Origin of the sequence: Methylocaldum marinum (genome assembly GCF_003584645.1) — a bacterium.
Lineage (GTDB): Bacteria > Pseudomonadota > Gammaproteobacteria > Methylococcales > Methylococcaceae > Methylocaldum > Methylocaldum marinum.
Window position 1 is genome coordinate 1268037 of sequence record NZ_AP017928.1, and the last position, 19540, is coordinate 1287576.

The following is a 19540-nucleotide window of genomic DNA, read 5'->3' on the forward strand; positions in this document are numbered from 1 at the left end:
TACTGAAACTGTTATGTTGCTTCCGTCGCTGACGGAGGATTATGATTCCGAAGGGCGGATGAAGAGACCTTAAGCCGGACGACCGGGTTTACCTCGAATCGTGCTGGAGTGAATATTTCACAGAATTTCGGGAGTCGAGTTTTGTAATATGGTGTCAGGTGTGATGGAGCGCACATTTCGGCACTCCCTGGCCACGCTCCGACTCCGGGACAGGTTCCAGCAAAGAAGAATTACGATAAATCATTAATAAAAAGCAACAATGACAATTTCGTTTCAGAGCTTGAATGTGTTTTAAACGCCGAATGATACCTGCATTTCCATCCGTCACTATCGAATCCGGCTAGCAAGTACGGGGCGATTTCGAGCCCAATGCTACTAAAGAATTAAGCGACAACAAGCCAGCCTGGCGAGTTATAAGGGGTCTTGCAATGTCTTCAGAAACGGCCGAAAACGGGCCGAACCACGTTTTCGACGTCGGGAATACCGATGTATCGCAAAACAAAGTCGCGTACCGTTCGGCTAGTAGCATATCTCCGCGGAATACCGAAGGATTTTGCCGGGCAACCCCCGCTCTTGGTGTCTCCGTGCTGCTGACTGCCACTGTGCTGATCTGTCTTCCCGTCCGTGCGTTCGCCCAATGCGAGCCGTGGCTTGCTCGGCTGGTTTCCGCACAAGGCCAGGTCGAGCTGCAGGGTCCACGGGAAAGCGGCTGGCGCCCCGCCGAGCTGAATCAGCATTTCTGCCTGGGGGATAAGGTTCGCACTCTCGACCGGAGCCGAGCCAGCCTGCAACTGGCCAACGACAGCTACCTCTCGCTTGACCAAACCACGACGATCGTTTTTTCCCAGTCCGCCGAGCAGCTACCCTCCTGGCTTGATCTTCTGAAAGGTGTCATTTATCTGCGTAGCCGTACACCCAGGGCCTTCGGTGTACGCACGCCGTTTGTAAACGCCGCTATCAAGGGCACTGAATTCGCGGTTAAAGCCACGGACGATAGCGGTTCCATCGACGTTTACGAGGGCATCGTGGAAGCATCCAACCGCCAGGGAACATTGAACGTCCACAGCGGGGAAACCGTCGCAGCCACGGCCGGCAAGGCACCGCAACCGGCCTTGCATCTAAGACCCACCGATGCCGTCGCCTGGGCACTGTATTACCCGCCGATCATCGACTATGCCACCCTCGGCCGAAAACCAATGCACCCGCTCGTCCGAAAGGCCCTAAGGGCCTATTCATCCGGTCAGATACGGGCCTCTCTTGTAATCCTCGATGCCGTTCCGGAAATCGAACGAAATCCTTCCTACCTCCATCTCAAAGCCGGCCTTTTGTTGACGCTGGGCCGCTCGGATGAAGCGGAGCCGTTGATTGCGACCCTGCTGGCAGCCCAGCCGGAAGACGCCACGGCGCTTGCGTTGCACTCCGTTGTAGTGCTCGCAAAGAACGACAAAAACACCGCTCTCGCCCTTGCAGAGAGAGCAGTCGCTGCCGAACGGAACAATCCGATTCCACTGATCGCCCTTTCCTACGCCGAGCAAGCCGAGTTCAAGCTTGAACGCGCTCTGCGTAGCGTGGATGCCGCCGTAAGTCTTTCGCCCGAAAATGGGCTCGCTCATGCTCGTCGCGCCGAGTTGCTCGCATCCCTCGGCCGCACCTCCGAAGCCCGCGCTTCCGCTGAAAAAGCCGCCCGTCTCAACCCGGGCTTTGCGCGGAGTTACACCGTACTCGGCTTCATCCAACTCATGGAAATCGATCTAAAGGAGGCGAAGGGCAACTTTCAGGAAGCGATCTTTATCGATTCCACCGATCCTCTCGCCCGCTTCGGTCTGGGGCTAGCGAAGATCCGCCGGGGTGAACTCGAAGAGGGCACCGAGGAGATCGAGATTGCCGCCAGCCTCGATCCGACCGACTCCTTGACTCGAAGCTATCTGGGCAAGGCCTATTACGAGCAGAAGCGGGGAAAATTAGCCGAGACCGAATACAAGCTTGCCAAGCAATTCGATCCCAAGGATTCCACGCCATGGTTTTACGAGGCCATTAAGAAACAAACAGAAAATCGGCCGGTCGAGGCCTTGCATGACATGCACAAAGCCATCGAGCTTAACGATAACCGCGCAGTTTATCGCTCGAGACAGGCATTGGATAACGATCTCGCCGCACGCAGCGCCGCAGTCGGACGCATTTACCAAGATTTGAATTTTCAGCAGCGCGGTTTGCTCGAAGGCTGGCGGTCAGTTATCCAAGCGCCTACGGATTACTCCGGACATCGAATGCTCGCTGACACCTACGCGAAGCTGCCCGGACAGCAGATTGCGCGAGTAAGCGAATTGTTGCAGTCGCAACTGCTTCAACCCTTGAACGTCACCCCTGTTCAACCCTCTTTGGGAACTCGAAATCTACTGATATTGGACCAGTCCGGACCATCGCTGCCTTCGTTCAGAGAGTTCAATCCCGCATTCCAACGCAATCGCTTTTCCTTGCAGGCTTACGGATTAGTCGGAAGTTTAGACAGTTATGGCGATGAAGTAATCCACTCAGGCGTATACGATCGCCTTTCCTACAGTCTCGGACAATATCATTTTCAAAGCCGTGGATACCGGCCGAACAACGATTTACAGCAGAACATCTACAACGCTTTCATCCAAGCTCAAGTTACGCCGGAGTTAGGCATACAGACCGAATTTCGTTATACCGAATCCGACTTCGGTGACCTTTCGCAGCGCTTCGATCTAGGTGCATTCGACCGGAATGCTAGAAACGCCAATCGGTTGAGTACGGCCCGTCTCGGTGGAACGTTCAACTTCACTGCGAACCAGACACTATTAGCCAATTTCATCTATGGCAAATCGAACAATGAGAGACATCGACGGAACGAACTACCGTTTAGCCGCCTGGATGTTTCAGCCGAGTCGGATCAAGATGCCCTGAGTGCAGAATTGGAGTATCTGGGACGGTGGGAGCATCTGGATTCCATAATCGGGGTCGGCTATTACACGGAAGAGCGAAAGGACCGTATTCAAACCACCACCACCATCGATTTCCCGCCTGTTCCAATCGTAGACAAACAAATCGAATCGGTTCAGCATCAAATTCAGCATGCCAACGCTTATATTTATAATCATATCCGCCTACCCTATTCGATCACAGGTATTATTGGACTAAGCGCCGATAGTTTTAACCAACAAACGTACGATAGGCAGCAGATCAATCCGAAGTTCGGCATAGTCTGGAATCTCACCAGGGACACGACCTTGCGTGCCGCCTGGTTTTCCGTCCTGAAAAGGCCTTTTGTCCTGGATCAGACGGTGGAACCGACCCAGGTAGCAGGATTCAATCAGTTTTTCGATGACATCAACGGCTCAAAGAGCACTCGATATGGATTCGGACTTGACCATAAATTCTCGAGAACAATCTATTCCGGGCTCGAATTTAGCTGGCGCCACATATCGACGCCTTACTTCGAGGAGGACAAACCCGTTATAAGCAAATCATCCGAACAACTGCATAGAGCGTATTTGTACTGGACTCCGATCTCCAACATATCGCTTAGCGCGGAATATTTTCTCCAAAGATGGAATCAAACTAATGACAATACCATAGTTGATTTTGATAACTTAACTACTCATACCGTCCCTGCTTCGATTAATTTCTTCTTCAATAACGGTCTTTTTGCCCATACAACTGCAAGTTTCGTCCGGCAGATCATGCAAGAGTCGGCAGAAGACAAGGACAGGATTTCGGATAGTTTTGTCTTGTTGGATCTAACTATGGGATATCGCCTTCCGAAAAGACTTGGTATATTCAGCTTTTCCGTAAAAAACGTTTTAGATGAGCGCTTCAATTATTTCGACGTCTATTCGACCCGGCAAGATTTCCCATCCGCGTCGCCATTAATACCGGAGCGGACGTTTTGGGCTCAATTACTGATTAATTTTTAATTTTTCCAACATTTTAAGGAGAACGCCGATGAACACCAACGTTTCAACAAGTATAATGCGCAACCGCACACAGTTACTTCTTTTGGTTCTGATCGCACTCGTTTCGACCGATCTTTTTTTACGCCTTAAGACGCCTCCTGAAGTTCCCAAAAGAGAAACCGTTGGAGTAACCGTTCCGGAAGGGGTTGACATTAGAAATACAAGAAAATGCAACAACCCGGAAGAGTGTGATAACGAATTAAGACAACAAGGCTTTGTTACAACGGATGAAAAATCCGTATCCGTCAGTGTGCAGACATTGCAGAAAGACGCCAATAGCGTGTACTGCGTCTGGCGGATCGATATGGGTGGTCAGATTTATCTCGTACCCAAGCCCCCGATTTACTATCCGAACACCAATGTATGCCCAGCGGGTATGATTAAGGTGCCAGGCTAAGTACGGCACGAAAACTACGGCCGTTCGAGCCGGACGGAGGAAAGCCGGATTCACGCGGTTCCCATCGCGTGCGGAATCAAATTTTCCAAAAACTGCCGAGAACAGGTCTCCCACGAGAATTCCTGCGCGTAGCGACGACAGTCCTGTGGATCCAACGACAAGGCTTTGAGAGCGGCCTGTCGGAGATCGTCCTCCAGGACGCCGACGCGATCATTCCGAATGACATCCCGGATTCCCGACAACGGATAAGCGGCGACCGGGACGCCGCAAGCCAGCGCTTCCAGCATAACCAAGCCGAAGGTATCGGTCCGGCTGGGAAAGACCAGAATGTCCGCCGCCGCCATGTAGCGAGCTAAAGACTCTCCCGACTGATAGCCCACGAAACGGGCCTGCGGATATTTGAGTTCCAGCTCCTGTCGTTGTGGTCCGTCGCCGACCAGGTATCGGGTACCGGGCAGGTCGAGCCGAAGAAAGGCCTCGACGTTCTTTTCGATGGCGATGCGCCCGGCGTACAGAAATATCGGGCGTTCGTCCCGGAGAAACGCCTTTCCCCAAGGCCGAAACAGTTCGGTGTCGACGCCGCGCGACCACCGAACCAGCCTGCGAAACCCCTTGAACGCAAGCTCGTCGGCCAGCGATTCCGTGGACACCATGACCCGATGGCTGCGGCTGTGGAACCAGCGGAGATAGGTCCAGCTCACGCTATAGGGTACCCCGGCCCGGAGCTTCAGATAGTGGTGAAAATGACTGTGGTACGAGGTCGTGTAGGGAATACCTTTTTCGCGGCAGTAACGGCGAGCCGCGAAGCCGATCGGTCCTTCGGTAGCCAGGTGGATCGCATCCGACTTGAAGTCCTCGATGAGAGGCCGCAGGCGGGGCCCGCACAGGAAGGACAGACCCACGGCGGGGTAGCCGGGGCACGGCCAGGTTCGAAACCGATCGGGCGTGATGATCTGGACCGTGTGTCCCGACTTTTCCAGCGCGCGACGGGTGTTGGTCAAAGTCGTGACGACCCCGTTGATTTGAGGATGCCAGGCATCGCTGATCACGATAATACGCAACGCTTCCTCCTGTGCACGACCGGTGTGATGCGCCGTCGGCTTTTCGGAAGCTGCCGGCGGGCACACGACCTCCGTCCGCCTGAAACCGGCGCTTGAATCCGGCGATTGAAATCGTCGGCCAGCGCCGTAGACTCGAAGATTATTGTCTTTTCGCAGTCCCATGGAAAGACCGCAGCTTCCCCGCAAGATCATGCTGTATTATGCGTCGCCGCACCTCACTCATGCGGTGGCGACCTTGCCGGTAGCGCTGTTCGTCCCGGCGTTCTACGCCGCCGACATGGGCTTGCCGCTCGCGGGCGTAGGCATGGCGATTGCCGCGTCGCGGGCGCTGGACATGGTCAGCGATCCCCTCATCGGCATTTTGAGCGATCGTCTCAAAACACGGTGGGGCCGACGCAAACCCTGGATCGGCATGGGTACGCCGCTTCTGATGCTGTCCGCCTGGATGGTGTTCGCACCTCGCGGCGAGGTTTCACTTCTTTATCTCTTTGTCTGGGCAAGCCTGTTGTTTTTCGCCTTCACCCTCGTGGATTTGCCCCACAAGGCTTGGGGTGCCGAGCTTTCCACAGATTACACCGAGCGCACGCGGGTCGCGGCTTGGCGCGAGGGACTGGGCGCGCTGGGCCAGATTTTGTTCCTGGGCGTGTTGTCCGTCATGGATTTTCTCGGCTACGTGGAGAACCGCGACCAGCTCCGGATCATCGCCCTCGTCATCGTGATCAGCTTGCCGCCGCTGGTCGCCATGGCGCTCGCCAAGGTACCTGAATTTCCCGCCGAAGAACTGGCGGGCGAGTACCACGATGGCGGGGCGGGTATCCGGCTGGTACTGCGCAACCACGCGTTCATGCGGACCTTGATCACGCTGCTCTTGTTGGGTACGGCGGTCCTGATTCAAGCAACGCTTCATCGATTGGTGTTAACCCATGTGGTCGGACGTCCCGACATCTTCGCCACGATGATTCTCACCGAGAACCTCGTTTCGCTGGCCATGGTGCCGGTTTGGATGGGTATCGCCAATCGCATCGGCAAACATCGGGCGATCATTCTCGCCGCACTCTGGATCGGTCTGTCGAGCCTCGGGTTTCCCTGGGTCGATCGAGGCGATACGGTGCTGTATGTGTCCCTGATCATCTTAAGGGGCTCGAGTTTGGCGTCGATTTTCATGCTGGCGAATTCGATCGCTGCGGACGTGGTGGATCATGACATCGTCGCGTCGGGCCGGCAGCGCACCGGGCTCTTTTTCGCGGTGTGGAGCATGGCCATCAAGCTGGCCGTCGCCCTGGGCGTTCTCCTGGGTACCGCTTTGCCCGCCGCCTTCGGTTTCGAGCCGTCCGCACCCGTGCAAGCTCCCGAAGCGAAGCAGTGGCTATTGATGATCTACGGCTGGCTGCCCTGTCTCATCATTGCCCTGGGACTTCCGATCATGTGGAACTTTCCGATCGATCGCACGCGACAGCAGGCCTTGCGGAACGAAATTTCCGCTCGGCGGGGTAGCGTTTTCAAGGCGGATGCCGGAGGGCCGGCGTGAGTGGCATATGCGGGATCATCGCGCATCCGCCCTCTTGACGGAAACTTCGCCCATGGACTTTAGGCGACGGTCCAGCCAGGCTTCGATTTTCCCGAGCAGTTCGTCACGCAGAGGCGGGGCGGAAAAAAGGTGTTCGTGATGAACCTTGTCGATGATCGGCAGGATCAGATTGTCTCGATGCTTTTCGGAGGTTTTTGCGGCGAAATCCTGATTGCCCCAGGCCGGTGTGATCGGATCGCCGGCGGAATAAATGAGGAAATACGGCATGGCAAACTCGGCCATGCGCCGTCTGAAACGAACGATCTCTTCCTCGACGCCTTTGACGTAGCGCAGGATACTGCGGCGAATGATATAGCCGTCGACTCGGTGGCGCGCCCTCTCCTCTTCCCAGTCGCTGAGGTATTCCGGCACCCAGCCCGGTGTCGTTGGGGAAAAGACGCGCCGAAGGCCCGGCCATGAAAGCAGCTCGAAGAGTCCGTCCAGCACGGGGACGGTCGAGAGGGCCAGAGCTTGATTGGCGATCAGCAACGGAAGCGGCTCGCCGTGAGAGCGGAGAAAATGCTCCTCGGCATAAAACGACAGCTTCACTATCGGAGTTTGAAAATACCCTCGCCAGCCCGGAACCTCGGTCACCGAAAAGGCGGGGCCGGAGAATATGATGCCTTGTATCCGCCCGCGCGGATCGTCTCCCGGCGTCCGTTCGAGCAGATAAGATGCGGCGATGAGTGAACCCAGGCTATGGGAAAGGATGAATATGGGGAGATCGGGTCTGCCGCGCCGGTCGCAGATTTCGATCAGGCGGCGCAACACCTGATCCAGATCCCGCCGCATCGGGTCGAGGTTGCGCAAACCCGATTGCGCCAGGAAGGCGCCGCTCACGTCGAACTCGGAAGCCCCACCGGCTATGGCGCGGTCCGCAGCCAGCAAAGTCGGGTTGGACAAGCCGTGCGCATAAAGATCGAAGCCGGCAACGATAAAACGGTTGGCGAAATGGGCTGCGATTTCGTGGTAGCGACCGATATATTCATTCATGCCATGAACGATCAGCAGGCAGGCCGGAGCGGCAGCGGGCCGTGCCGGCATCCGAACGCGCATCGGCAACGGCGCATCGCGGTCAGTTCTGGACAGCCATAGCTCCTCGCCCCAGCGAGGATAGGGTTGGGTAACGAACTGCTGGTGAGCGCAACCGCACAACATGGATAAGACCAAAAAGAGCGCCGGCTTTGCAGGGTACATCCGAAGTGTAGCCGATGGTAGATCTAATCGCTGAACCCCGCTTCGGTTGTGACGGAAGCCTCTTGCACGCATGGATCGTTTACCGTTCGCTTCGCTTTTCCGTTCGGGAGATCAAATCATGACCGAAAACGTTCGCCTCCGCATCCTTGCAGTCAGCGTCTTTTTCCTGGCCGTTTGGATCAGCCTCTTCTGTTCGGTATCTCTGGCGGGTTCCGCCAGGACGCTGATTCGCAACGCCGACCTTGTCCTGACCATGGATCCTTCGGTCGGCACAGGTGATCTCGGCATCATCGAGCGTGCCGATATTCTGATCGAAAACGACAAGATCGCGGCCGTCGGCAGACACCTGCGAAGCCCCGGAGCTCGGGTCGTGGACGCCACCGGTAAGATCGTAATGCCGGGCTTCGTCGATGGGCACAATCATCTGTGGCAATCGCTCATTAGAGGCTGCGGTACGGACCAGGACCTTTTGGGTTGGTTCGATACGTGTGTACGTCCTTTATTCGACCCGAAGATTGCCTTAACCCGCTCAGTAACATGCGCTTGGCTTCCGGGGTGATCCGTCTTCCGGAGCTGCAGAGTGCCGGTGTTCAGGTGGGTCTTGGCCTGGACGGCGGAACCAACGATACCAGCGACATGTTCAATGATATACGGGCAGCCGTGGGCCTGCAGCGAGCCAGGACGCTCCGGCCCGACGTGTATCCGACGGTCTCCGATGTGCTGCGCATGGCCACCGCGGACGGGGCGAAGCTGCTCGATATGTTCGACCGCGTGGGCTCGCTGAAGTCGGGTAAACAGGCGGACCTGATCATTCTCAATCCGGAGACGCTCAATTTTATTCCGCGCGGGGACTGGATCAGCCAAATCGTGTTCAATGGTCAGCCCCGGAATGTCGAATGGGTGTTCGTGGGCGGGCAAGTACTGAAAAGTAACGGGAAGATCCTTGGCGTGAACCCGGCAAGGGTGATCGAAGCCGCACAGACTGCGGCCGAGCGCGTTCAAAGAGCGCTCGAACCTTAGGTCGAATAAGGCTAGGGTGCAGCACGCGTGGGGCGACTTCAGCGGCCCCTTCATCGGATTCGAAAACGCTCCCGGAAAACGAAACCGGAACCATCCGGCAGATGCGCCAAATCCGCCGGAAGGGTTCCTGGTTCGGAGTACTGGCCGCAGAGGGTGCTCTGGAGCCTGAAAAGCAACAGGCGACGGCGCTGTCAGACCTCCGTCTGCGGGCGATCGGGCGTAGGCCAGTCGAGGTGGAAGAACTTGCCCCGCGGCTGATCGGTCCGCTCGTAAGTATGCGCGCCAAAATAATCGCGTTGCGCCTGCAGGAGGTTGGCGGGCAGCGAAGCGCTACGGTAGCCGTCGAAATAGGCCAGCGCGGAACCGAACGCCGGAACCGGCATGCCGTTTTGTACGGCAATGGCGACCGTCTGACGCCATTGGTTTTGCCCTTCGTGCAGCACGTCCTTGAAGTAAGGGTCTAGCATCAAGTTCTTCAGCCCCGGATCGCGCGTATAGGCATCGGTGATCTTTTGCAGGAAGCGCGCTCGGATAATGCAGCCGCCCCGCCAAAGCTGGGCGATGGTCCCGAAATCGAGCGTCCATTCGTAGGTTTTTTGCGCTTCCGATAACAGCTGAAAGCCTTGGGCATAGGCGCAGATCTTGGAGCAATACAGCGCGCGCCGGACCGCATCGATAATTTCCGCGGGGTTGGATATCGGTTGGACGTCCGGGCCTTTCAGCGACCGACTGGCTTCTACCCGTTCTTCCTTCAGCGCCGACAAGGCTCGGGCGAATACCGCTTCGGCGATCGAATTCGCCGGCGCGCCCAGTTCCAGTGCGCTGGCGGCAGTCCACATGCCGGTGCCTTTCTGCCCTGCCGCATCCAGCACATGGTCGACCAGGAAGCCGGAACCCGAAGGATCATTCTGCCCCAGAATATCCCCGGTGATCTCGATGAGATAGCTGGACAGTTCGCCCCCATTCCACTCGCGAAAGATCTCACCGATCGCGCCGGAATCCAGGCCGAGCAGCTGTTTCATCAACCAGTAGGCTTCGCAGATCAACTGCATATCGATGTACTCGATGCCGTTGTGCACCATCTTGACATAGTGCCCTGCACCGTTCGGCCCGATGTAGGCCGTACACGGCACCCCGCCTTCGACCGGCTTTCCGGGCGCGGCTCCTTCCATAGGAACGCCGCTTAACGGATCGACCTTGGCCGCGATCGCACGCCAGATCGGTTCGAGTTCGGCCCAGGCGCTGGGACTGCCGCCCGGCATTAGAGAAGGCCCGAAGCGCGCGCCGGTTTCGCCGCCCGAGACGCCGGAGCCGATGAATCGAAATCCCTGGGCGGTCAATTCCCTGTCTCTGCGGATGGTGTCCATCCAATGCGCGTTGCCGCCGTCGACGATGATGTCGCCCGGTTCGAGGTGCGGCAGCAGGCTTTCGATGGTGCGATCGGTCGGCGCGCCTGCCTTGACCAACAAGACGATTTTGCGCGGGCGCCGGATCGCCCGGGTGAACTCTTTCAGGTCGGTAAATCCCAGGACCCGTTCGCCGGATGGCTCTTTCTGCCGGCATCGCTCCATGAATTCCCCGGTCTTCTCGGAGCTGCGGTTATAGACCGCGATGGTGTAACCGTGATCGGCGATGTTCAGCGCCAGGTTTTGGCCCATGACCGCTAATCCGATTAGACCGATGTCCGCACTGTCACTGTTCATAATGGCACCTCTTGTTGCTGGATAATGAGCGGAACTTTACAAGCATTTATCAGGCCGTTCTCGGTTAAGCCGCGCAAGCAATCCGTTCGTCGTATGATTCCGGTAGATTTCGCGATGTCGTGCAAGGCGTTCGGATGTGCTACGTGTAATCTCACCTTGCCAGGAGAATCAATTCACTCTCTGTTTCGTCCAAAGTCATGCGGAACCGGCTCAAAAAACTCATCCCCAAAAGTTTCGCGCCGCGAAGACGATCGTCCGGGAAAAAGGCGACCGGAACGTCCGCAGCGGAAGCGGGACCCACTCCAACGGATTCTAGGATACCGGCTTTAATGGGCACAATATCGTTTGCCGTTTGACTGACTCCCGGTTGCAGCATTTCCGGCGTAAAGCCAAGTTCCTGCATCATCGATTCCGGCAATACAAGTGTCGAGGCGCCGGTGTCGACAATCAATGTAACAGGCAGCGCCACCCCATTCGGCCCCACCAGCACCGTGTCGACCTGATGATGAGAACCGAGCCGCGTGGTTTTGATGGCGGCATTGAGTGAGCGCGCCCGGGTCGGCGTCTTTGCACTGGTAATTACCAGCCGTCCGATCGCTCCGGGCTTTTCCGTCATGATGACGTAGTTGTACTCCTCGAGCAGTTGCCTGAGCCGGACCGAAAGGTCGCCCGCCGTGTCCCGAGCGGATTCGTATCCCAGGTGCTCCAGCCCTTCGACGACAAATCCGTGCTCGGTCGCCAGAGATTCCAGCCGAGCGCGGAGCGTTTCGGATTCGGCCGCGACCGGTATCGTTCCGAGAAGCAGTAATCCCGTCAGACATTCGCGCAGGCGTTGGGCCTTGGATTTCCTCATGCGGTCATTCTCTCATTCAAACCGTCTTCGACTGGAACTGCCGAGCGTTGATTCATACGACTTCTTTTCCGAGGGCACCACTCACCGATAGGATGCGAGCACTTCTTCGGCCGGAGGCGGACACGCCTCCGGAAATTTCCGGGTCGAGGTCCGGCGAAAACCGAATCAACTACAACAGCTGAGGTCTGCGCGATATCGATGGTAATATATTCCGTTATTTGACCATGATCTTATAACTCCGCCTACGCCGATCCAGGCAGCAAAAACCAGCGACATCGCCGGCCCCTAAAAACAATCAGGAACCCTACGGATGAAAGAGTCGGATTACAGCAATTACGTCAAAGCATTCACACGCCTGTTCGAAGCCTATGACGCCTCCGCACCCTATCTCGGTGTAACCGACGATTTTAAATATTTTGTCAATCGCAAGCGTAGCTGGTTGGAAAGGCTTAAATCGCCGGAATTCCCTGTTGCGTTTCTAGGTGCGTTTTCGGCCGGCAAGAGCACGATTATCAACGCAGTGCTGGGCGACGATATCTTGCCCCAGGCCACCAAGTCCTTCACCGCCATCCCGACGCTGATCCGTAAAGATCGCACGAATCGCGCCGTCATTCATTACCTCAGTGAAAGCGCACGAGACGAACTGAAAAATCTGTATCTCGAAGAACTGTCCAAGGAGTTGCGCAAGAACAGCGATACCTACCGAAAACAGAGCAAAGGCGAACTTCTGGGCACATTGGCAAAGGACATCGAACAATACAAGAACCAATTCGGATCGTTCAACAAGCAAAAATTCTTCGACGAGCTGAGAACTTTGATCCAGGGCTGGAACAGACTGAGCGGCGCGGTAAAAGAGATCGCTCTGACGGAGCTACCCAACTACGTCACCGAGGATTACGAGGACGTCCTGTTCGTAGATCAGGCGGAAATTTTTCTCACCGACGTCAATATTCCCGAAAATGTCGTTCTCGTCGACTTGCCGGGGCTAGGCGTTGTCAATCCGCGCCACCGCAAGGTGACCAAGTCGTATGTCGAAAATGACGCCAAGGCATTCGTGATCGCCATGAAGGTGTTCCACCTGCTGGAAGGCGAAGAGATCGAACTATTGGCGGAAATTCATAGCCAGCGGAAACGTGTGCTGCAACGCGCATTTTGGACGATCAATCAATGGGACGTTTTGAGCAGTCAGCAGAAGAAGGAAGAATTGGCGAACTTTGCGCAGAAGATCGAGCATTATGGATTCCATATCGCCAAAGACCGCGTGTTTCGCGTATCGGCGCTCAATTACCTGCTGCTGAAGCTGATTCAGGACGGTCGCCTGGAAAAAAGCGGCAGTATCCGCGAGCATGTGGATGCACTGCAGAAAGCCATAGGCAAGATACCTTTACAGAACGAGGCCGAAGGTTTCATCAAATCGCTGGACGAGGCCAAAAACTTTGCTGCATTCCGGAGCAGTTTATTCGATTATCTGGCTAATACTGCAAAAGCCGAATTTCTCGACGAAGCGCGCAGCGAATACATCGATTTGGCCAAACGGTTGCGGGAACGGTTGGAACCGTTATATCAGAACTACAAAAACAAAAGCGATGACAGTATGAAAAGCACCTTTATCGCCGGCGAGTTGTCGCGCCGCCAGGACGAAGCGTTGCGGCACCTTCGTTCTAGCGTTGAAGAGCACATCAAGGTACTACGTACCGAGGTGCTACCGGATTTTGTGTTCTGGCGCGACGAAGACCGGGACCGGCTAGGCGAACAGATCGTCCACGCCATAGATAATTTGGACCGTAAAGCCCTTAAGAACGAACTGCTCAAAGGCTTGGATCTGCATAGCGTCGTTAGTCGCTTGCCGCACAAGATCGAAGAAAACCTCCATATACAGCACACCTTCCGCACTCAACTGCAAAACCTCTTGGAAGAGCAGATTGTCCGCCGTTACCTGTTGCGCCTGCTCGACAGCATCGCGTCCAACGATGCGCTGCCGGACGAAGTTCTCGCCGTGCTGAACGATCGCTTGAGCGGCCGCGACATGGTTAACAGGCTGAAAGGGATGTGTGATGTGTTCTTGTTCGAGTACGGCGGCGTCATCGACGAACTTGGGCGTGCCATCATGGCCAGGGAAGCCGGCGAGCCCGTCCATAACAACCAAGACATCATGGACTTGGTGAAGAAAAATGCAGACCGCGCTTTGGAAATCGCGAAGAACAGACGCCTGGTGGGACCCGATGCGGACGTAAAACAAATGCTGGCTTTGGGCATGGACAAACTGACCGGCATTTACCGAGTGCTCACGGAGGTTCATTCGGCATCGTCCACGCCGACTGCTCAATCCGATGAAATCGACCGGGCTCTGGAGTGCTACAAGGTCGGATTGCTTGATTACACCCGCATGCAACAGCGCCAAATCAACAAATTTGCACGGCGCGGCATCAAGAACTATTTCGAGGAATTGGAAGAGGAATTACTGGCCTATTTCGAATCCGTGAAGGACGAGATTGCCAAGACGATCATGAAACAGCTCAGCACCGATATCGATGCCGAATTGAACTCCGAATTGCAGAAGCAGAAGGTAATCAAGGAAGCTTATCAGGTGGTCACGAATGCCGTCGGCCAAGGCCGACGGAATGCCGAAAGTTGAGGCTCGTCAGGGCGCTGCGCAGGGTATTCCATTCGCACGGACAACCCCATGTGATACGGATAGGCTTTGCAAAGATTCGCGCTTGTGTGCCGGAAACGGTTAATGCCCCGGCTCGCCTCCGTCTCACCGCCTGAACAATGGGATGCGGCGAAACGAGCCAGCCGGTTCAACACCTTCGGAAGTCGCTAGCTTTTGCCGATAAATCAGACGGCCCGAAACAGCCTTACGCTCAGCATCCTCTGCAAGAAGCTCGAATTACCCCGAGAATCTTCACGCCTTTTTGCGATCTTCTATCATCCGCTCGATGATAGGACGAAAGATGACTTCCATGGCCAGGCCCATTTTGCCGCCCGGAATAACGATCGAGTTGTGTCTGGACATGAAGGATTTATGAAGCATCGCCCGCAAATACTCGAAATCGATGTCGAATCTCAAAGGATCTTTGAAACGGATGATCACGACGCTTTCATCCGCGGTGGGAATATCTCGCGCCATGAACGGATTGGAAGTGTCGACCAAAGGAACTCTCTGGAAGTTGATATCCGTATGAGTAAACTGTGGCGTAATCACCCTAACGTAATCCTCCATGCGCCGGAGAATGATATCGGTGATATCCTCGGGTTTGTGGCCATATAGAGCGCTATCTCGATGGATTTTCTGAATCCACTCCAGATTCACGATGGGCACGACCCCGACCAGCAAATCGGTATATTGGGCCACATTTACCGTTTCGGTTCTGACGGCGCCGTGCAAGCCTTCGTAAAACAGCAGATCGGTGCCACGAGGTGCTTTCTGCCACGGCGTAAACGTTCCGACCGGATAACCGAGCTTTTTCGCGTCTTCGTCACTGCGAACATAGTGGCGATGCTTGGCAGAACCGGTTTCTCCGTATACCTTGAAGGTTCTTGCCAAGTCCTCCAGTAGATTGGCCTCGATCGAAAAATGACTGAAATTTTTTCCGGCTTTTTGCGCTCTGGCAATCCGCTGCTGCATCTCGATCGAGTTATAACGATAAAAGCTATTGCCCTCGATCATGAGAGGCTTTAAACCCAGCCGAAAAAAAATGTGCTCAAAGGATTTCTTGACGGTTGTCGTACCCGCACCGGACGAGCCGGTGATGGCAATGACTGGGTGCTTTTTCGACATGGAGAACTCCTCGAGGGACTCCGCGTAATTGTTGCTTTAGTGCTTTTTCGCGAGTCCAGTGGACATGCAGTTGCCTGGAAACGTCAATATAGACCAGATTGAACGCTTTCCCCGGCATTTCATTCGGACACGTTAAAGGTCGGTCCGGCTTTCCTAGGTGGATCGATAACCTGTGAAGCCCCGGTAAAGTCCTGGCCGGAGTTACAGTCGTTGACACTAACCGGCGTCTGGAGCTCTGCTCCGGGAGACGATCGCAGACTATTTTCAGACTGGATCGATCGAATGGCATCCTGCCTAGCCGAAATCCCGCCGTTTTTCGGTAGAGCCGAATAGTGGAAGGTTTTCCCGGTATGCAAGCGCTGGGTCAAAATACTAGGATCGGCCTCGAAGCCGCGAATCCCGAAATGATAGGTGGCAATGAAATGGCGAAAACGCGCCTTGCCGTCCGCGACCTTTGATAATGCGCCGGACAGGGCTTCTTCCCTAACCTGATCAAGGCGAGCTTCAGAGAACGCTCGGTTGAATGCGACACGGTGGCCGCGGCGTTCGGTGTAAGCCAGCGTGCCATCCATGTCGAAAATGAGGATTTGGAGCACGGTCTAAGTGACGACCGGATCCAGTTCTCCCTTGCTGTAACGCTTGTTCATGTCTTCCAAGCCGATGACTTTGATCTGCGAAGCTTGGCCCGCAGCACCGAATGCCTCATAACGTGCCGCACAAATGCTGGTCATGGCTTTTTGCGCTTCCTTGTAGACTTTCCGCGGATCGAAATTCTTCCTGTCCTCGGCCATGAACTTGCGCATCGCACCATAGGACGCGATTCGCAGATCGGTATCGATATTCACCTTGCGTACGCCATGGCGTATGCCTTCCACGATCTCCTCGACCGGTACGCCATAGGTCTGGCCGATATCACCGCCGAACTCGTTGATCATAGCTGTCCAATCCTCAGGTACCGAGGAAGACCCGTGCATGACCAAGTGAACGTTGGGAATCCTGGCATGGATTTCTTTGACACGGTCGATGCGTAGCACCTTCCCGGTCGGCTTTCGAGTGAATTTGTAGGCGCCGTGACTGGTACCGATGGCGATGGCCAAAGCGTCCACATTGGTTTTCTTGACGAAATCCGCAGCCTCGTCCGGATCGGTTAGCAGTTGGGAGTGATCCAGCTCGCCTGCTGCACCATGACCGTCTTCCTCCCCGGCCATACCGGTTTCCAAGGACCCCAGGCAGCCCAATTCACCCTCGACCGAAACGCCGCAAGCATGCGCCATATCAGCCACCTTACGGGTGGTTTCGACATTGTATTCGTAGCTGGCAGGTGTTTTCATGTCTTCCAGCAGCGAACCATCCATCATTACCGAGCTGAAGCCGGACTGAATGGCGCGAATGCAAACCGCTGGCGAAGCGCCGTGATCCTGATGCATGCAGATCGGAATGTGCGGGTACATTTCCACTGCAGCGAGGACGAGATGACGCAAGAACGGTTCCCCGGCATAGCTCCGTGCGCCGGCCGATCCTTGGAGAATGACCGGGGCATCGACTGCGGAAGCCGCTTCCATGATGGCCTTAACCTGCTCCATATTATTGACGTTAAACGCCGGCAGGCCGTAGTCGTGCTCGGCGGCGTGATCCAACAATTGTCTTAAGGAAATGATAGCCATCGTTTGACTCCTCTCGCCTCCTGATTGCCTACTTCGCGGCGAAGATCAATCAACACACGCACGCCAGGTTCAGGCAATCTGATGCCTGTACCTGACATTGCTTGAAGTGCATTCCCCGCTCAGCAACTTTGGCGCCTGACGGGGAGCTTTAATTGATTTTCGCCCTTAGTGCGGCCTCTTCTCAAACTCTAGGACATCAAACTTAGAGAATCGACTCCACCTGTTTGACGACATTTTCGACGGTAAAACCGAACTCCTTGAAGAGCAGGCCGGCCGGTGCAGATTCGCCGAAACGGTCTAAACCCACAACCTTGCCATCGAGACCTACGTACTTGTACCAGCCATCGCTCACGCCGGCCTCGACAACGACGCGCTTTTTGACGGAAGCCGGCAGCACCGACTCACGGTATGCCGCATCCTGAGCGTCGAAAACGTTGGTCGAAACCATCGAAACCACGCGAATCTTCTTACCCTTGGCCGACAGTTCTTCCGCCGCCTTCAGCGCCAATTCCACTTCGGAACCCGTGGCGATGATGATCGCATCCGGCGCTCCATCGCTGTCGCGCACCACGTAGCCACCACGCCGGATGGCGTCGATCTGCGCCGGGGTGCGGGTCACGTGCGGCAGGTTCTGCCGCGAGAAGATCAGGCACGAAGGACCATCCTTGCGCTCGACCGCAGCCTTCCAGGCCACTGCGGTCTCCACAGAATCGCAGGGACGCCAAACGTGCATATTTGGAATCATGCGTAGCGTGGCGGTTTGCTCAACCGGCTGGTGGGTGGGGCCATCTTCGCCCAAACCAATGGAGTCGTGGGTATAAACGTAGATGACCGGAGCTTTCATCAGGGCAGACATACGCAGCGCGTTGCGCGCGTATTCGGAGAACATCAGGAAGGTTCCACCATAAGGCTTGAAACCGCCATGCAGGGCAATACCGTTCATGATCGCCGACATGCCGAACTCGCGCACGCCGTAGTAGACGTAATTGCCGTCGTAGCCTTCCGCATTCACGTTCTTGCAGCCGGACCAGATGGTCAGGTTGGAGCCAGCAAGGTCAGCGGAGCCGCCCATGATTTCCGGCAGCAGGGGACCGTAACCGTTGAGGGCGTTCTGGGATGCCTTGCGGCTGGCGATGGTTTCCGCCTTCTCGTTGACTTTGGCGATAAAGGCTTCGGACTTTTCGGCCCAGTCCCGGGGCAGGTCACCTGTCATGCGACGCTCGAATTCCGCCGCAAGTTCGGGGAACTCGCTACGGTAATTCTCGAAACGGTCGTTCCAGTCAGACTCGGACTTCGCGCCGATTTCCTTGGCGTCCCACGCTTCATAAATTTCCGCGGGAACTTCGAACGCCGGATAAGGCCAGCCGATGGTCTCGCGGACCAGGGCGACTTCGTCCGCTCCCAGTGCGGCACCGTGGCATTCTTCCTTTCCCTGCTTATTTGGAGAACCCCAACCGATGATGGTCTGGCAGCAGATCAAAGAAGGCTTGTCGGTAACGGAGCGCGCCTCCTCGATGGCTTTCTTCACGGACTCGGCGTCATGGCCGTCCACTTTCGAAATGACGTGCCAGCCGTAAGCTTCGAAGCGTTTCGGCGTATCATCCATGAACCAGCCCGGCGTATTGCCGTGTCCGCGCACTTCACCGTCGATCGATATGTTGTTGTCATCATAAAAGGCAATCAGCTTTCCGAGCTTCATCGAACCGGCGAGCGAACAGGCTTCGTGGGAAATGCCTTCCATCAGACAGCCATCGCCTAAAAAAACATAGGTATAGTGGTCGACAATTTTGTGTCCGGAACGGTTGAACTGGGCCGCCAGCGTACGTTCCGCCAAGGCCATGCCCACAGCGTTGGTAATGCCTTGCCCCAACGGACCAGTGGTGGTTTCGACGCCAGGCGCATAGCCATATTCCGGATGACCCGGTGTCCTGGAATGGAGCTGGCGGAAAGTCTTCAATTCTTCGATGGGAAGATCGTAGCCGGTCAAATGCAGCAACGAGTAGAGCAGCATTGAACCATGGCCGTTGGAAAGAACGAAGCGGTCGCGATCAGGCCATTTCGGGTTTGCCGGATTGTGCCGCATATAATCGTTCCAAAGCACCTCGGCAATATCAGCCATTCCCATGGGTGCTCCAGGATGCCCCGAATTCGCTTTCTGTACCGCATCCATGCTCAAGGCGCGTATGGCGTTTGCAAGTTCTCGACGCGAAGGCATATTTTCCTCCTTAATTTTTATGGTTAGGATTCGAACGTAGGGAGGGAATTTTATCAGTCTGGTGGACTTTGTCACCAGATTCCCGTATCTGGGCGGCTGGCAAGAATT

14 protein-coding genes are annotated in these 19540 nt (G+C 55.7%); 6 read left to right on the forward strand and 8 right to left on the reverse strand.

From position 1 onward, the window contains the following. The first annotated feature begins 428 nt into the window (after positions 1 to 428). Positions 429 to 3935, forward strand: a complete 3507-nt coding sequence (locus tag sS8_RS05375) for a FecR domain-containing protein (protein ID WP_119628747.1) — start codon at positions 429 to 431, stop codon at positions 3933 to 3935. A gap of 28 nt (positions 3936 to 3963) precedes the next feature. Beyond that, a complete protein-coding gene (locus sS8_RS27555) occupies positions 3964 to 4371 on the forward strand; it encodes a hypothetical protein (RefSeq protein ID WP_145986423.1) in 408 nt (135 codons plus the stop codon). 50 nt (positions 4372 to 4421) lie between these two features. On the opposite strand, the gene sS8_RS05380 is transcribed toward sS8_RS27555, so the two are convergent. Continuing rightward, on the reverse strand, positions 4422 to 5432 hold the full coding sequence (locus sS8_RS05380; RefSeq protein ID WP_119632625.1) for a glycosyltransferase family 4 protein: 1011 nt from the start codon (positions 5430 to 5432) through the stop codon (positions 4422 to 4424). Between the two features lie 160 nt (positions 5433 to 5592). On the opposite strand from sS8_RS05380, the gene sS8_RS05385 reads away from it, so the two are divergent. Continuing rightward, complete coding sequence (locus sS8_RS05385) at positions 5593 to 6960, forward strand: MFS transporter (RefSeq protein ID WP_119628748.1); 1368 nt, start codon at positions 5593 to 5595, stop codon at positions 6958 to 6960. A gap of 15 nt (positions 6961 to 6975) precedes the next feature. Here sS8_RS05385 and sS8_RS05390 read toward each other — a convergent pair whose 3' ends face one another. Further along, positions 6976 to 8157 carry an alpha/beta fold hydrolase gene (locus sS8_RS05390; protein ID WP_232020523.1) on the reverse strand — a complete coding sequence of 394 codons (1182 nt, stop codon included), beginning with the start codon at positions 8155 to 8157 and terminating at the stop codon, positions 6976 to 6978. Between the two features lie 157 nt (positions 8158 to 8314). On the opposite strand from sS8_RS05390, the gene sS8_RS05395 reads away from it, so the two are divergent. Both sS8_RS05395 and sS8_RS05400 read left to right on the forward strand, forming a co-directional pair. Then, positions 8315 to 8755 (forward strand): amidohydrolase family protein, encoded by a 441-nt coding sequence (locus sS8_RS05395; RefSeq protein ID WP_145986424.1) that lies wholly within the window; start codon positions 8315 to 8317, stop codon positions 8753 to 8755. After that, positions 8734 to 9216, forward strand: coding sequence for an amidohydrolase family protein (locus tag sS8_RS05400; RefSeq protein ID WP_119628751.1), 483 nt, complete (start codon positions 8734 to 8736; stop codon positions 9214 to 9216). Before sS8_RS05395 ends, sS8_RS05400 begins: the two co-directional genes overlap by 22 nt. Positions 9217 to 9407: 191 nt before the next feature. Here sS8_RS05400 and gndA read toward each other — a convergent pair whose 3' ends face one another. Both gndA and sS8_RS05410 read right to left on the reverse strand, forming a co-directional pair. Continuing rightward, positions 9408 to 10919 carry an NADP-dependent phosphogluconate dehydrogenase gene (gene gndA, locus sS8_RS05405; protein WP_119628752.1) on the reverse strand — a complete coding sequence of 504 codons (1512 nt, stop codon included), beginning with the start codon at positions 10917 to 10919 and terminating at the stop codon, positions 9408 to 9410. 151 nt (positions 10920 to 11070) lie between these two features. Then, on the reverse strand, positions 11071 to 11772 hold the full coding sequence (locus tag sS8_RS05410) for a retropepsin-like aspartic protease family protein (protein WP_119628753.1): 702 nt from the start codon (positions 11770 to 11772) through the stop codon (positions 11071 to 11073). Between the two features lie 310 nt (positions 11773 to 12082). Here sS8_RS05410 and sS8_RS05415 point away from each other — a divergent pair, with 310 nt between their 5' ends. After that, positions 12083 to 14407, forward strand: a complete 2325-nt coding sequence (locus tag sS8_RS05415; RefSeq protein ID WP_119628754.1) for a dynamin family protein — start codon at positions 12083 to 12085, stop codon at positions 14405 to 14407. Between the two features lie 270 nt (positions 14408 to 14677). Here the strand turns inward: sS8_RS05415 and sS8_RS05420 are convergent, their stop codons facing one another. The 4 genes from sS8_RS05420 to tkt all read right to left on the reverse strand — a co-directional run bounded on the left by sS8_RS05420 (position 14678) and on the right by tkt (position 19432). Then, positions 14678 to 15553, reverse strand: a complete 876-nt coding sequence (locus sS8_RS05420; RefSeq protein ID WP_119628755.1) for a phosphoribulokinase — start codon at positions 15551 to 15553, stop codon at positions 14678 to 14680. Between the two features lie 119 nt (positions 15554 to 15672). Beyond that, on the reverse strand, positions 15673 to 16125 hold the full coding sequence (locus tag sS8_RS05425; RefSeq protein WP_119628756.1) for an HAD family hydrolase: 453 nt from the start codon (positions 16123 to 16125) through the stop codon (positions 15673 to 15675). 27 nt (positions 16126 to 16152) lie between these two features. Beyond that, positions 16153 to 17217, reverse strand: a complete 1065-nt coding sequence (gene fba / locus sS8_RS05430; protein WP_119628757.1) for a class II fructose-bisphosphate aldolase — start codon at positions 17215 to 17217, stop codon at positions 16153 to 16155. A gap of 202 nt (positions 17218 to 17419) precedes the next feature. Then, on the reverse strand, positions 17420 to 19432 hold the full coding sequence (gene tkt / locus sS8_RS05435) for a transketolase (RefSeq protein WP_119628758.1): 2013 nt from the start codon (positions 19430 to 19432) through the stop codon (positions 17420 to 17422). Between the last annotated feature and the right edge of the window lie 108 nt (positions 19433 to 19540).